The following is a 14,974-nucleotide window of genomic DNA, read 5'->3' on the forward strand; positions in this document are numbered from 1 at the left end:
CGCACGGGAGCAACACGCCCCCGCGCACGACTGTTGCAGCCAACGATAGTCCGGCGGCAGCCCTCAGGGCGCCGAATCCCGGATTATCAGGTCAAAGCCCGCCTCCGCGTGGACCCCGTCTGCCCTCGCTTCCAGCCCGTCAATCCGGTCGATCAGCAACCCGACGGACCGTTCCGCAATCTCGTCCATGCCGGGCGACACGGTGGTGAGCGACGGCGAGGCGAACCGTGCCTCGTCGATGTCGTCAAAGCCCGCCACGGCAACGTCCTGGGGCACGTTCACACCACGGACGAGCAGTTCGTGCATGGCGCCCAAGGCGAGGGCGTCGTTGAGCCCGAAGACGGCGTCGAACGGAATGCCGTGTTCCAGGAGGCCGGCGACGGCGGCTGCTCCCCCGTCGCGGCGCCATTCCCCGGGTGCCACCAGGGCCGGGTCAAACGGGACTCCGGAGTCCTCCAGTGCGCTCCGGTAACCGTTGAGCCGCAGGCCGGCCGAGCCCGCTGATTCGCCAGGATGGGCGCCGAGCACGGCAATACGACGGCGGCCTCCCGCCACCAGGTGGGCGGTGAGGGCCTGAGCGGCGTCCTGGTTTTTCATGGTGACCAGATCCAGCCGGGGATCCCGAATGTGCTCGCCGAGCAGCACCACCGGCTTAGTGCCGCGGTGGGAGGTGACGGCGTCGGCCCTCATGACGAGTGGCGTGAACAGGAGTCCGTCGGTCAGCTGCCGCAGCGGACCCTGCAGGGCACCGAGTTCGTTGGCTTCCAGGGCGCCGGACTGTTCCACCAGCACGCGGTAGCCGCGCTGCTCCGCCACCGTCATCACCCTTGAGGCCAGCTCTGCGTAGTACGGCGCGGCGAGATCGGACAGCACCAGGCCCAACATGTGGGTCTTCCCGGAGCGCAGGCTGCGAGCTGTCAGGTTCGCCTCGTAGCCCAGTGCGTCAATGGCGTCCTGGACCCGTTGCCTGGTGGCCGGCCGAATGAACTCGTAGTCGTTGAGCACGTTCGACACGGTCTTCAACGACACCCCGGCGACGCGCGCCACATCGTTCATGGTCACGGCCATGAGCGGTCAGCCTTTGGCAGCCTTGGCCGCCGCCTTTGCTGCCTGCTTGCTGGCCCGCACCTTCGCGAGCGATTCAGGACTCACGATGTCGGCAACCGAAAGGAAGGCATCCTCCTGGCCGTAGTGGCCGGCGGCCTCGCGCCAGCCGGGTGCGTTCAGCCCGCGCTGCTTCCCCAGGAGCGCAAGGAAAATCTTTGCCTTCTGCTCCCCGAATCCTGGCAGTGCCTGCAGGCGGCGCAGCACCTCCGGGCCGTCCGGGTCGCCCTTGGTCCAGATCAGCGTCGCGTCGCCGTCCCAGTCATGCTGCACCGTCTCGGCGAGCGCCTGGACACGTCCCGCCATCGAGCCGGGGAACCGGTGCACCGCGGGCCGTTCCTTGAACACGTCGACGAAAGCCTGAGGTTCGTACGCGGCCACCGCGGCCGGGGCGATGGACCCGATCCGGGCCCGGATCTTCTCCGGCCCGGCAAAGGCGGATTCCATGGTTACCTGCTGGTCCAGCAGCATGCCTGTCAGCAGCGCAAACGCGTCATCGGTCAGCAGTTGGTCGGCGGCCGGGTCACCCGTGATATGCAGTTCCATGGCCCTCATCCTTCCACCTCCCGCGGCCTGCGTCATGACCTGGAGTTTTTGTCCATGCTCATGGTGATCGTGCCGGCGGAGGAGAACTCATCAGCGCGGAGTTGAGTAGTTCTTCCGAAAAACCAAGTACTACCTAATTTGAAAAACAAGTACCGATTACGCGGTTGCCGGGGACCAAGCCAGAACTACCTTCGAGTAATGAGTTAAGACTCGCAAACCGCACTGGTTTGGATGTCTCACTAGGGGGTTGTGGGAAGGATGAATACACGACTCGGCAGCCGCGTTTTCCCGCTCCAAGGGGTCCGGGAAATAAGCGGGGCCGGCGACGAGGAGGTCTTAGAGACCAAGGCCTCTCCCCCAGCCGTCGCCGGCCCTTTGTCCTCCACGCCCCATATTCATCCAACGCTTCCGATCAGTTCCTGGTGTCCCGGCGGGAGGCGGACGTGAAGTATTCCCGATCCGAGGCTTCCCAGGCACACGCGTCGGCGGGCAGGAGGCCAGCGCCGGCTCATCCGGCCCAACACACCACCCAGCATGCAGCCCCGCATCCGGGGCCGGCGGCAATCCCGGACCGCAGGCCCATCGCGGCACCGGGCGATCGTCCTGGCGCGGAACCGGCAGCCAAGGCGTTCACCATCGGGATGGTCGGCGTCGACGGGCTTATCCCCGATTTGGTCACCGGCTCGAAGGACCTGTCTGACTCCCTGGAGATCCTGGCCCATCTGGGAGCGGCCACGCTGAGCCGGCTCGCGGGCGTTCCCATCGAATGCGCCCTGGTCCTGAGCCGGGTTAAACGCTCCAGAGCCACCGCTGGAACGGGCACGCGGACCGCGACGTTGGCCCGGCTGGAAAAGGAGGTCGGCGAAGGCCCCCTGACCGAAGCCCTCACCGGCACAGGAACCGCGGCCATGAATCACGTGGCCTCCGACTTCCGCTGGGGACGCTACAGGCGGCACCTGCAGGACGCCGGGTTCGACAGCGTCCTGGGCCTGCGGCTTTCCCTGGATGAGGGCACCGAGGCCGCCCTGGCCTTCTTCGCAGCCAGCCCCCAGGCGTTCCCGCTGCACGTCATCGCCGAGGCCCGCAGTTTCACCGACCTCGCGTCCCGCGGCCTCAGGCTGGCCCTTGAGTTGGAGTCGGCCAGCACCAGGGCGTCGGACCTGCAGTCAGCCTTGGAAAGCCGGACGTCCATCGACATTGCCTGCGGCGTCATCATGGCGCAGAACAGGTGCTCCTACAACGACGCAATTGCCATCATCGCCAAGGCATCCAGCCACCGGAACATCAAGCTCCGCAAGGTGGCTGAGGGGATCCTGGCGAACCTGCCAGGCGGAGCACCGGACACGCATTTCGAGCATTAGGCTGCCTCAGGTCATCCACGTTGGCCACCGCCAATGCCCGTGCTGGGGTGTACACGAAAGAAGACCAGAGACGAAGTGTCTCTGGTCTTCCGCGTGGGTGGGCCCTGTGGGGATCGAACCCACGACCCACGGATTAAAAGTCCGATGCTCTACCAACTGAGCTAAAGGCCCCAGCCGACGGTCAAACAACCGATCAGCCCAGTCCATTTCTGGACGTAAAATACTTTACCCCACACACGGGGCGGCTTTGGCACGCAAGTTGTCCGCCGCCGTCGTATGTTCCGAATTCCGCACAGCGTCACCGGCGCTGGCAAGGTCCATCCTGGCTGCAAACAGTACTCGATTTCCCGCGCGGCACAGGAGTAGCGTGGGGGGCATGAGCGAACAAGCAGGACCCAGTCATTACGGCGGAGCCAACCGGCATCACAAGCCCAAGCCGTTCGCCCCCATCGACTTTGAGCCGTTCGCAGGCGGCCCCGATCCTGCGCGCGTCTCCGAGGCCGCCCACCTCGCCGCCCAGGCACTGGTGCGCCACGGACGCGACAGCGACGATCCCGTCATCACCGAACGCCTGGTCAAGCTGACCGACGAGCAGGGCCTGGAGGCCATCGCGGAGATGTGGGCGGAAAGCCCGGCGCGTTCGCTGCCCGGCGCCCTCTGGCGGCTGTACGCCCTGCGCGCCGCCACCGTCCAGGACCCCGAACGGATCTCCGTGTACTTCCGGGCAGGCAAGGACACCGCGCAGGTTTCCAACGTGGTGGCCGGCGCCGCTGAACCGCCGGGAGCCGAGGAAATGCGGACCATGGCTGACGCCATTCTCTCCGGAGCGTTCGACGGCGAGTTCGACGTCGCGCTGGAACGTTCCGCCGCGTTCTGCCGCGTGGTGGCGCTCGGCCAGGCGACGATCGCCGACGGTGCCGAGCACGGCAACGAGGCCCACGCAAGCAAGCTCACGCGGAACTCGCACCAGCTCGTGAAGACGGCCGAGGACCTTGAACATGCGGCAAACGCCTGGCGGCTGGGCGAGCTGGACTGAACCACCAGCGCCGATCTGTCAATGTTGACTTGGGCCAAGCAACGTAGAACACTGAAACTGGTGTCGAGCCGCGAAACCCCCGGGCTTCAACAATTAGCCGCCTAGAGCGGCCTACCGCCGAGAGGCGTATCCGGTTCGGCACCATTTTTTGCGCCTGTTTACAGGCCGCGGGCACTGGGCCGGTAGAATCAACATCAGCTGCTGGCCTGCGTCAAGTCACAAGTGGGCGGCCCCCGACCCCTGTACATCCCCGGAGACCGGTATCCCAACGTGAAGCTGCGCCTTTTTCCCCAGGAGCCCGCAGGGCTGACCCTGCTGTCCCAGATGGCCCAGCAAATTGTGCATGCCAGCGCCACCATGGCAGAGATCCTTGGCGTACCTGCCGCGGAGCACGCCAAGCTCGTGGACGACATGCACAACCACGAGGCCACGTCCGCCGACCTTCACTTCGCCCTGCTCACCCACATGCGCACCAGCTTCGTAAACCCGCTACCCCGCGAAGACATGTACGCGCTGTCCCGCTACCTCAACGAGGCCATCGAGAAACTGGACGGCGCCGCCGAGCTGGTGGCCCTGTACAAGCTGGAGCGGTTGCCAAAACGGGCGGCGGACCAGGTGGATATCATCAGCCGGCAGGCCGAACTCACGGTGGACGCCATGCGCCGGCTGAACAACCTCGATGACCTGGAGGACTACTGGATTGAGATCCTGCGGCTTGCCAAGCGCGCCGAACGGTCGCACCGGGTCTGGGTGGCGGACATGATCCACGAGATGAAGTGGGCGCAGTATTCCCGCCACCGCGACATCGCCAACCAGCTGGTGGAAGTCACCAAGGACATGCGGCGCATTGCCACCCAGGTGGGCAGCATCATCGTCAAGGAATCCTGAGGTGACCGCAGTCATCTTTGCTGCGGTGGTTGTGCTGGCCGCGGGATTTTCCTTCCTGAACGGCTTCAGGGACGCCTCCACGTCTGTTGCGCTGGCTGTCCGCACCCGGGCGCTCACGCCAAGCGTGGCCGTGCTGCTTGCGGCCTTCTTCAACTTCCTGGGCGCCCTGCTCAGCGCCAGCCTGGCGGTAACCATCAGCCAGACCTGGATCAGCCTTCCAGACGGCACCAACGGCCTTAGCATGCTGGTTGCAGGGCTCGCGAGCGCCTGCGTCTGGGGCGTCCTGCTGTGGTGGCGCGGCATCCCGGCGTCCTCCACCCATGCCCTGGTGGGAGGGCTGGGCGGCGCCGGTCTGGCCAGCCTGGCCGTGGGCGGCGCAGGTGTGGGCGCAGTGAACCAGTCACTGCTGTTCCAGGTGGTCCTGCCGTTGCTCCTGTCGCCACTGGTTGCTTACAGCGGCGCGTTCCTGCTGGTTTTCCCAGTCACGTGGGCGGCACGCTACACCCAGCCCAACGTTGTCAATCAACGCTTCCGCCGCAGCCAGTCCATCGCCGCCGGCGCCGTGGCATTCGGGCACGGCCTGCAGGACGGCCAGCGGATCAGTGCCGTGCTGCTGCTGGCCCTGCTGGCGGCTGGATATTCCGACGGCGGCACTATCCCCATGTGGGTGGCGCTGCTCTCCGCGGTGATGATAACGGTGGGAACGCTTTTCGGCGGCTGGCGGATCTCTCAAACCATCGGCTACAAAATCACCCGGATTGACCCGTTGCGGGGCTCTGTGGCCCAGATCTTCAGCGCGGTGATCCTGTTCGTGGGCGCCATCGGACTGCACTGGCCCGTGTCCACCACCCACATCGTGACGTCCGCCGTGCTGGGCGCGGGCGAGAACCAGAACTTCTCCGTAACCAACCGGAAGCTGGTCATGCAGATCCTGGCGCTGTGGGTCCTCACCCCTGCGGCAGCCGCGGCCGGGGCCTTCGTGCTGGCCCTGGCGATGTCACCTTTGGCGGGCTGAGCGCAAGCCTTAAACGCCGCATCGACTGTCCCCACCGGGCGAGCTTGCGAGCCTGGGGAGCGGATGGATTGGCCCACACCGCCAGGGTTCCCTGGCCGAGCTTGCGAGCCTGGGGAGCGGATGGATGGGCCCACACCGCCAGGGTTCCCTGGCCGAGCTTGCGAGGTTAGGGCGGCGGTGGGGATTATCCGAAGCGGCCGGAGACGTAGTCCTCGGTGGCCTTCACGGTGGGGTTGTTGAAGATGACCTGAGTGTTCCCGTATTCGATCAGCTTGCCCGGCTTGCCGGTACCGGCAATGTTGAAGAACGCCGTCTTTTCCGAAACGCGAGCGGCCTGCTGCATGTTGTGGGTCACGATCACCACTGTGTACTGGTCCTTGAGATCGTTAATGAGGTCCTCGATGGCCAGCGTGGAGATCGGGTCCAGCGCGGAGCACGGCTCGTCCATGAGGATCACCTGTGGTTCCACTGCAATGGCACGGGCGATGCAGAGTCGCTGCTGCTGGCCGCCTGACAGGCCGGATCCGGGCTTCTCCAGGCGGTCCTTGACCTCGTTCCAGAGGTTGGCGCTCTGGAGGGACCTCTCCACGAGGACGTCGGCCTCGCCCTTGGAGATCTTCTTGTTGTTCAGCTTGACGCCGGCCAGCACGTTGTCGCGGATGGACATCGTGGGGAACGGGTTGGGCCGCTGGAAGACCATGCCGATCTGGGAACGCACCGTCACGGGGTCCACGCCGGGGCCGTAGAGGTTGTCGCCGTCCATCAGGACTTCGCCTTCGACGCGGGCGCCGGGCAGAACCTCGTGCATGCGGTTCAGGGTGCGCAGGAACGTGGACTTGCCACAGCCTGAGGGACCGATGAAGGCCGTTACGGACTTGGCCTCGATGTTGATGCTGACATCCTCCACGGCCAGAAAATCGCCGTAGTACACGTTCAGGTCTTTGACGTCGATGCGCTTAGACATGGTGTTCCTTCACTTGCTGGGGTCTGGATTGAAGTCTAGGGTTTGGCCGCGAGGACCGGAATGGCCTGCTGAAAAAAATTTCAGCGGCCGGTCTTGGGCGCAAAGGTCCTGGCGATCAGCCGGGCGCCAAGGTTCAGCACCATTACCAGGATGATCAGCACCAGGGCGGCGCCCCAGGCCCGCTGCGAGGACGGGTCCGGGTTCGCCGGCGAGGTGGGGTTCAGGATCTGGGTATAGATGAACGTGGGTAGCGAGGCCATCCAGCCGCCGAACACGTTGTTGTTGATGCTGGTGGCAAACCCGGCGGTGACCAGGATGGGCGCAGTCTCACCGATAACGCGGGCGATCGCCAAGGTGACGCCGGACGCGATGCCGGAGATCGCTGTCGGGATAACCACCTTGAGGATGGTGCGCCACTTACGCACACCCAACGCGTAGGCCGCTTCGCGCAGTTCGTTGGGGACGATCTTGAGCATTTCCTCGCTGGAACGCACCACGACAGGAATCATCAGGACCGAAAGCGCGACGGCGGCGACGGCACCGGTTTTGGTGCCGGGCCCCACCACGGCGAAGAAGAACGCTGCGGCGAACAGGCCGGCCACGATGGACGGGATGCCGGTCATAACGTCCACAAAGAACGTGATGGCGCGGGCCAAACGGCCGTCATTGCCGTACTCCACCAGGTAAATGGCGCTCAGCAGTCCGACGGGCACGGAGATCACGGTGGCTACCAGCGTGATCTGGATGGTACCCAGCAGGGCGTGGTAGATGCCACCGATAACGGGGGCGCCCTCTTCAACGGCCTTATTGTCGTAGACGCCCGTGACGCCGTTCATGGAGCTGGTGAGGAAGCCCGGGGAGATGAGGCCGGGGACTCCGTTGACCAGCACCGTCCAGATCACGGAGATCAGTGGGAGCAGCGCGATCAGGAACGAGCCCACCACCAGGCAGGTGGCCAGCTTGTCCTTGGCTTTGCGGGAGCCTTCCACCGCGGCGCTCCAGCCCACCAGGCCGGCAGTGAAGAGGATGGCCGAGACGATGCCCCAGCCAAAGGCATTGAACCCGATCAGTGCCAGGATTGCGGCGCCCACGATGAGCGCGAGTCCCACGACAACGTACGGCGCGTACTTGGGTAGCTGGCCTTTGGTGAGGGCTGAACGCTTACTGCGCACGGGGGTAAGAGTGGAGGACATTTAGTTGGCTCCCGAGAATTCTTTGTGCCGGGTGATGATCCAGCGGGCGATCATGTTGACTCCCAGGGTGATCACAAACAGGACCAGGCCGGCAGCGATCAGCGTGCTGACTTTGAGACCACTCGCTTCGGGAAAGTTCAGGGCGATCTCCGCGGCGATGGTCTGGTTGCCGGACGTGATCAGGCTGGCTGTCAGGGCACCGGAAGAGAGGACCAGGGCAACTGCCATGGTCTCGCCCAGCGCACGGCCCAGGCCCAGCATGACGGCGCTGATGATGCCCGGACGGGCGAACGGCAGGACCGACATTTTGATCATTTCCCAGCGCGTGGCGCCGAGGGCCAGGGCGGCTTCCTCATGTAGCTTGGGCGTCTGCAGGAAGATTTCGCGGCTCAGGGACGTGATGATCGGCAGGACCATCACCGAGAGCACAATGCCCGCGGTCAGGATGGTTTTGCCCGTGGCAGAGGCGGGACCCTGGAAGATGGGCAACCAGCCCATGTTCTCGGCCAGCCAGTTGTAGGCGGGGGAGATTTCCTTGGCAAGGAACGCCGCGCCCCAGGCACCGTAAATCACCGACGGGATGGCGGCCAGGAGGTCCACCACATAGCCAAGGCCGGACGCCAGTCCGCGCGGGGCGAAGTGAGAGATGAACAGGGCCACGCCGATGGCGATGGGTGTCGCGATCACCAGGGCAATGGTGGCCGCAATGAGGGTGCCAATAACGATCGGCCAGATGTAGGCGAAGAAGCCTTCGCCGCCCTGGATCTCGGCGGCCGGGGCGGTGAGCGCCGGAATGGCCTGGACAACAAGGAAGAGTGCCACGCCGAACAAGACGGCGAGGATGAGGCACCCGGCGGTCAGGGCGGCGCCGGAAAAGATCTTATCCCCGGCGCGGCCTGCGCCCTGGGAACTAGTCAGGGGGGTGGCGGTCATTCCAGACCCTTCGGTTGTGGGCGGTGCCTAAATCCAGCTTACAAGCCAAAGTTCCCCGCCCCGCCTTTCGGCGTGGCGGGGAACATGGTTCAGGGACAGGTACTAGGACTTGACCTTGATGGATTCGATGGCCTTGACGGCCTTCTCGGCCAGGGCCGAGGACAGCGGCGCGGACTTGGCAGAATCGGCGGCGGCCTGCTGGCCTTCCTTGGAAACTACATAGTTCTCGAAGGCCTTGACCAGGTCGACCGTCTCCTGCTTGTCATAGGTGGCGCAGACAACGTGGAAGGAGACCAGGACGATCGGGTATGCGCCTTCAATTGTGGTCTTGCGGTCCAGCTTGATGGACAGGTCGTTGGCGGTGCGGCCTTCAACGGGCTTGCCTGCATCAACAGCCTTTGCGGCTGCGTCAGCGGAGATCTTGGTGAAGGACTCGCCAACCTTGATCTGAGCAACGCCGAGCTTGCCGCTGACTGCGGAATCATCTGCGTAAGTCACTGCGCCGGGGGTATCGGTGACGGTCTTGACAACACCGGAGGTTCCCTTGGCGTTCTCGCCCTGCAGGCTTGCAGGCCAAACGCCGGAAGCCTTGTCGGTCCAAACATCCGCAGCAGCAGCCGCAAGGTACTCGGTGAAGTTGGTGGTGGTACCGGAATCGTCAGAGCGGTTCACGGGAGTGACCTTCAGGTCCGGGAGGGAGACTCCCGGGTTCAGGGCGGCGATCGCCGGATCGTTCCAGTTGGCGACCTGGCCACGGAAGATCTTGGCAACGGTAGCTGCGTCAAGCTTCAGCTCGGTGATGCCCGGGAGGTTGAAGGCAACCGCGATCGGGGAAATGTAGACCGGGATGTTGATGGCGCCGTCAGGGCCACAGACGGTCTTGGAGGATGCGAACTCTTCGTCCTTCAGGTAGGCATCCGAGCCGCCGAACTGGGCTGACCCGTCCACGAGCGCCTTGCGGCCAGCGCCGGAGCCATCCGGGGAGTACTGCACGGTGGCGCCGGGGTTGGCGGCGGCGAAGCTGGTCTTCCAGGCGTCCATCGCTGCGCCCTGCGCGGAAGAGCCGATGCCCGTCAGCGTGCCGGTGACCTTGGGGCCGGCGGAAGTCTGGTTGCCTGCAGGCGTGTTGCCCGTGGCGTTATCTGAACCGCAGGCGGTGAGCGCGAGTGCGCCGGCTGCGATTACAGCGATAGCCGCGTGGCGGCCGAAACGGAGTGCCTTCACTAGATGTACCCCTTCCAGGGATATTCAGCGGCGGCAGGACCGGAGACGCCCTGCAGCGCGATGCGTACGTTTTGTACCTTCAACGAATCTATGGGCCGCAGGTAACGGGATGGGCGGCCGCAGATGAACAGGAGATTAACGACGGCGGCATATTGGCTTACAACTGCGGCGTCACCATTGCGCGCGTCACACTTTCGGGCGTAGGTATCGGGCCGGCAAATAGACTGGAGGGCATGGCCGCAGCAGCAGGATTCTCAGCAAGCAGGCGTTTCCTGCGCGGACGCATCCGGACCGGCCTGGTCCGGAGCCGGAATTCCCTGGTTCCCGCCGTCCAGATGACCGCGTGCGCGGTGGGGGCGTATGCCTTCGCCGAGTACGTCCTGGGGCACTCCGGACCCCTCTTTGCGGCCACATCGTCACTGATCGCGTTGGGCTTCTCGCGTGACCCGCGGCTGCGCCGGGTGATGGAGGTGGGCCTCGGCTGCACCATCGGGATCGCCGTCGGTGATCTGCTGCAGCACTGGCTGGGCAGCGGAATCTGGCAGGCCGCCGTCGTACTTCTGTTCTCCATCCTGCTGGCCCGTTTCCTGGACAGCGGCAACATCTTCACCACGCAGCTGGGCCTGCAATCCTTGCTTGTGGTGCTGTTGCCGGCGCCGGACGGCGGGCCTTTCACGCGCAGCCTGGACGCCGTGGTGGGTGGCCTTTTCGCCCTCCTGGTGACCATCCTGATTCCGAAGGATCCGCGCCGGGAGCCCCGCAAGGATGTCCGGAAGCTGCTCCACGAACTGGCCGAAGTGCTTCGGGAATGCGCCACCGCCCTGACCGAAAGCGACTCCACGCAGGCCTGGCACGCGCTGATCCGCGGCCGGAACTGCCAGCCGCTCGTGGACGCGATGCGCCATTCCCTGCGCGCTTCCGGTGAAGTGGCCACCCTCGCACCGGCCCACCGCCGGCACCGCGACGAGCTCGACCGGCTTGAGAATTCCCTTGACTTCATCGACCTTGCGCTCAGGAACAGCCGCGTCTTCGCACGCCGGCTGACCAGCGCCATCAACCACGCCGCGCTTTCAGACAACGCCACCGCGAACATCGCCGACGTGCTCCAGGAAACCGCGGCCGCGATTGATGAACTGTCGCTCGGCCTGGCGGAAACGCAGGACGGCGTGCGCCGCGCCCATCTTCGTACGGCCAGGCAGGACTTCAGCGAGATCGCGATGAGGCTGCACCCCAAATTGCTGGAGGTCGAGCGGCTTGAGGGTGAGACTGTGGTGATGCTGTTCCGGCCACTCATGGTGGACCTCCTGGAGGCCACCGGCATGGATGCGCGCGAGGCCCGGGACGTGCTGCCGGGGTTGTAGCGTTCGCCCAGATGGCACTTCGCGCCACCCAGCGGCTGCCCTCCAAATAGGTCACCCCCGCGCTGCATGCTGCCCTCTCTCGGGCCAATACTGTCGGTGCCCGCCAGTAGGGTGGAACCCATGGCAACAAAGACTTCCCGGGCGTCCAAGGCGCCGGCTTATAAGTGCGCCGAATGCGGCTGGACCACGGTCAAGTGGGTGGGGCGCTGCGGCGAGTGCCAGGCGTGGGGCACGGTTGAGGAAACCGGCGCCGCCGTAGCGCGTACGACGGCGGCAACTACAGTTCTGGAGCCGGCCCGCCGGATTGCCGAGGTGGATGCCACTACGGCGGCTTTCCTGCCCACCGGAGTGGACGAGCTAGACCGAGTGCTGGGCGGCGGCCTGGTTCCGGGCGCGGTCATCCTGCTGGCCGGGGAGCCTGGCGTGGGCAAGTCCACGCTGCTGCTAGACGTCGCGGCCAAGTTTGCCCGCACCGCCCAGGATGTCCTGTATGTCACGGGCGAGGAATCCGCTGCACAGGTGAAGCTGCGCGCCGAACGGATCGACGCCGTCGCCGACTCCCTGTACCTGTCCGCCGAAACGGACCTGGGGCAGGCGCTGGGGCAGGTGGAGAAGATCGAGCCGCGGCTGCTGATTGTGGACTCGGTCCAGACGCTCAGCAGCGCAAACGTCGACGGCAGCGCCGGCGGAGTCTCGCAGGTACGTGAGGTTGCGGCGTCCATCATCGGGGCGGCCAAGCGCCGGAACATGACCACGTTGCTGGTGGGGCACGTGACGAAGGACGGGTCAATCGCGGGGCCGCGGCTGCTCGAACACCTAGTGGATGTGGTCTGCCAGTTCGAAGGCGAGCGTCACTCCCGGCTCCGGATGCTGCGCGCGGTGAAGAACCGGTACGGGCCCACGGACGACGTCGGCTGTTTTGACCTGAATGAGAACGGCATCGAAGGGCTGACGGACCCCAGCGGGCTGTTCGTCAGCCGCACCAAGGAACCTGTTTCAGGCACCTGCATCACGGTGACCATGGAAGGGCGGCGGCCGCTGCTGGCCGAGGTACAGTCGCTGCTTGCGGAGAGCGCCAACTCGCAGCCCCGGCGGGCCACCAGCGGCCTGGACAGTTCACGGGTGTCCATGCTCCTGGCGGTGCTGCAGCAGCGTGCCGGCTGCCTGCTGCACAAGGACGATTCCTACGTGGCCACTGTGGGCGGTGTGAAGCTCAGTGAACCGGCCACTGACCTCGCTGTTGCCCTTGCCGTCGCGTCCGCGAAGGCCCGCAAACCCCTGCCCATCCGGCTGATCGCATTCGGCGAAGTGGGCCTGGCCGGCGAGGTCCGGCCCGTGCCCGGCATAAACCAGCGCATCCAGGAAGCACACCGTCTGGGCTTCACCCACGCCGTGGTCCCAGCCAGCCACAACGGACCCGGACCCGTGCCACCAGGCTTCTCCGTCCGGGAAGTGGAGCACCTTACGGAGGCGTTGAGCCTGCTGATCGGGTAGGGCAGCTAGGCTTTCACAACGACCTTCAGGCAGCCGGAGGGTCATCACAGCTGTGTCTGGGGGACAGACTGATGCATCAAACGCAAGGAAATGGCTCGACGCCGGGCCAGGAACCGCCACACGACGGTCTTCTCGCAGGGAGGATCGACGCGCTATTCGCGGGCCTTGGCGCCCGCGGGCGGGTGGTGTTGAGCCACCTGCCGCTGACGGTGACGGTGGTCCTGATCGTGGCGGCCGCTGCGTTGTTCAGCCCTGAAACCCTCTTGGATGATCGTTTCAGGCTGGCGCTGCTGGGCCATTCGGTCATCTTCGTTGCGTGTGCGGCTATCCCATGGGGCAGGGTGCCGGCCCCCGTGTTGAGTGTGGTTCCGGTCCTAGATTGCCTTGCCATTGGCTTTACGAGGGAAGCCGGCGGGCCAAGCTTCAATATCTTGAGCCTGATGCTCGTCTTCCCCGTGATCTGGCTGTCCGTAGGCCGCCAGCGCAGCAGGGTGCTCCTCGCTGTGCTGGGGGTCGTGCTCAGTACCGTCATCCCGGCCGCGGCCCTCGGCTCCCCGCCCACCCAGGGGTCGATGATCCGGACCATCTTCCTGCCGTTGGTGATGGCTGCAATCGCCGTCTCCGCGCATATCGTCTCAGGAACACTCCACCGGCAGCGGAAAGCGCTGCTGCGGAAAGACCAGGCCCTGGCGGAAACGCTTGCTGAGAGTGTGGACCGCCAGCGGCTCCTGGACGCCGTGCTGGCGGCGGTGGGAGTGGGCGTCTGGGTGGTGGACAAGGACGGAAACAATGTCCTGATCAACCGGGCCATGCGCGATGATCCGACGTTGGCCCGACTGACCGAAGCGGAGAGCACTACCACCCTGCTGCTCAGCGACCGGGCGACGCCGGTGCCTTCCGGCGGGCTCCCCGCTGCCCGCGTTGCCCAGGGCGATGTGTTCACGGACGAGCTTATCTGGGCAGGCGATGAAAAGGACCAGCGCGCCTTTTCCGTCAGCGCGCACACAATTTGCTCCAGGGACGGAGCGCGCAGCGGCGGTGTCATAACGTTGGTGGACGTGACAGCCCTGATCACGGCGCTCGCCGCGAAGGACGACTTCGTTGGCACCGTCTCCCACGAGCTGCGAACGCCCCTGACGTCCATCCTCGGCTACCTCGAACTCGTTCTGGAGGAACCCGGGCATGAAGGGATCGAAGCCGAACTGCAGGTGGTACACCGGAACGCGACGCATCTGTTGGGCCTGGTGAACGATCTGATTGCGGTGGCCTCTGAACGTGTGGACCTTTCGCTGCAGGAGGCCGACCTCGCCCGGCTCCTCGCCGACGTCGTCGATTTCACGCTCCCCCAGGCCGCCAACAGGGGCCTTGAACTGGTCCTCGAGGTGGAGCCGTCACTCACCGCCCGGATGGACATCCCGCGGATCCGCCAGGTGGTCAGTAACCTGCTCTCCAACGCGATCAAATACTCTCCGGACGGCGGCCGCATCACCGCCCGGGCGCACCGCACCGGCACGGACCTCGTCTGCTCGATCACCGATCCCGGCGTCGGCATGAGCACGGAAGACCAGGAGCAGGCGTTCACCAAATTTTTCCGCTCCGCGAGGTCCCGCGAAACGGCCATCCCCGGGGCGGGCCTGGGGCTCCCCATCAGCAAGACCATCGTCGAGGGCCACGGCGGTTCCATGAGCCTGACCAGCGCTCCGGGCGCAGGTACCACGGCGACATTCGTCCTGCCGGCGTCCTGAACGACAGTTCTCAGGGCTGAACCACTGCGCCTGCCGGTTGGAAGTTGAGGAGTACTTTTCCTGATGCGGCGGAGTTCCTGGCGGTTTCGAAGGCTTCCAGGCCTTGGCTG

13 protein-coding genes and 1 tRNA gene are annotated in these 14,974 nt (G+C 65.3%); 7 read left to right on the plus strand and 7 right to left on the minus strand.

All coding sequences use genetic code 11. The features are described 5' to 3' along the window. Window positions 1-63: 63 nt before the first annotated feature. Window positions 64-1,068 carry a LacI family DNA-binding transcriptional regulator gene (locus CXR02_RS16810; RefSeq protein ID WP_104063022.1) on the minus strand — a complete coding sequence of 335 codons (1,005 nt, stop codon included), beginning with the start codon at window positions 1,066-1,068 and terminating at the stop codon, window positions 64-66. A 6-nt stretch (window positions 1,069-1,074) separates the two neighbouring features. Then, entirely contained in the window at window positions 1,075-1,659 is a 585-nt protein-coding gene (locus tag CXR02_RS16815) for an HhH-GPD-type base excision DNA repair protein (protein ID WP_104063023.1), read from the minus strand. 434 nt (window positions 1,660-2,093) lie between these two features. Between CXR02_RS16815 and CXR02_RS16820 the strand changes: the two genes are divergently transcribed. Next, entirely contained in the window at window positions 2,094-3,011 is a 918-nt protein-coding gene (locus CXR02_RS16820; protein WP_258061050.1) for an ANTAR domain-containing protein, read from the plus strand. A gap of 98 nt (window positions 3,012-3,109) precedes the next feature. Here the strand turns inward: CXR02_RS16820 and CXR02_RS16825 are convergent. Further along, window positions 3,110-3,182 (minus strand) — tRNA-Lys (locus tag CXR02_RS16825). A 205-nt stretch (window positions 3,183-3,387) separates the two neighbouring features. Here CXR02_RS16825 and CXR02_RS16830 point away from each other — a divergent pair. From CXR02_RS16830 to CXR02_RS16840, 3 genes are all read left to right on the plus strand, one after another. Beyond that, the gene (locus CXR02_RS16830) at window positions 3,388-4,047 is read left to right on the plus strand and encodes a hypothetical protein (protein ID WP_058930351.1); all 660 of its coding nucleotides are present in this window, start codon (window positions 3,388-3,390) and stop codon (window positions 4,045-4,047) included. 270 nt (window positions 4,048-4,317) lie between these two features. After that, window positions 4,318-4,935: a DUF47 domain-containing protein gene (locus tag CXR02_RS16835; protein WP_104063041.1), complete on the plus strand. Its 618-nt coding sequence runs from the start codon at window positions 4,318-4,320 to the stop codon at window positions 4,933-4,935. 1 nt (window position 4,936) lies between these two features. After that, window positions 4,937-5,950, plus strand: a complete 1,014-nt coding sequence (locus tag CXR02_RS16840) for an inorganic phosphate transporter (protein ID WP_104063025.1) — start codon at window positions 4,937-4,939, stop codon at window positions 5,948-5,950. A 184-nt stretch (window positions 5,951-6,134) separates the two neighbouring features. On the opposite strand, the gene pstB is transcribed toward CXR02_RS16840, so the two are convergent. From pstB to pstS, 4 genes are all read right to left on the minus strand, one after another. Beyond that, window positions 6,135-6,914, minus strand: coding sequence for a phosphate ABC transporter ATP-binding protein PstB (gene pstB, locus CXR02_RS16845; protein WP_104063026.1), 780 nt, complete (start codon window positions 6,912-6,914; stop codon window positions 6,135-6,137). 80 nt (window positions 6,915-6,994) lie between these two features. Next, window positions 6,995-8,107: a phosphate ABC transporter permease PstA gene (pstA, locus tag CXR02_RS16850; protein ID WP_104063027.1), complete on the minus strand. Its 1,113-nt coding sequence runs from the start codon at window positions 8,105-8,107 to the stop codon at window positions 6,995-6,997. Continuing rightward, window positions 8,108-9,040, minus strand: coding sequence for a phosphate ABC transporter permease subunit PstC (pstC, locus tag CXR02_RS16855; protein ID WP_104063028.1), 933 nt, complete (start codon window positions 9,038-9,040; stop codon window positions 8,108-8,110). A 102-nt stretch (window positions 9,041-9,142) separates the two neighbouring features. Then, window positions 9,143-10,264: a phosphate ABC transporter substrate-binding protein PstS gene (gene pstS, locus CXR02_RS16860; protein ID WP_104063029.1), complete on the minus strand. Its 1,122-nt coding sequence runs from the start codon at window positions 10,262-10,264 to the stop codon at window positions 9,143-9,145. Window positions 10,265-10,497: 233 nt separating this feature from the next. Here pstS and CXR02_RS16865 point away from each other — a divergent pair, with 233 nt between their 5' ends. The 3 genes from CXR02_RS16865 (at window position 10,498) to CXR02_RS16875 (ending at window position 14,864) form a co-directional block, all read left to right on the plus strand. Beyond that, the gene (locus CXR02_RS16865) at window positions 10,498-11,625 is read left to right on the plus strand and encodes an aromatic acid exporter family protein (RefSeq protein WP_104063030.1); all 1,128 of its coding nucleotides are present in this window, start codon (window positions 10,498-10,500) and stop codon (window positions 11,623-11,625) included. A gap of 120 nt (window positions 11,626-11,745) precedes the next feature. Continuing rightward, window positions 11,746-13,119 carry a DNA repair protein RadA gene (gene radA, locus CXR02_RS16870; RefSeq protein WP_104063031.1) on the plus strand — a complete coding sequence of 458 codons (1,374 nt, stop codon included), beginning with the start codon at window positions 11,746-11,748 and terminating at the stop codon, window positions 13,117-13,119. A gap of 71 nt (window positions 13,120-13,190) precedes the next feature. Then, complete coding sequence (locus CXR02_RS16875; protein WP_104063032.1) at window positions 13,191-14,864, plus strand: cell wall metabolism sensor histidine kinase WalK; 1,674 nt, start codon at window positions 13,191-13,193, stop codon at window positions 14,862-14,864. Window positions 14,865-14,974 lie beyond the last annotated feature (110 nt).

The organism is Arthrobacter sp. 4R501 (assembly GCF_002929755.1).
Classification (GTDB): Bacteria; Actinomycetota; Actinomycetes; order Actinomycetales; family Micrococcaceae; genus Arthrobacter.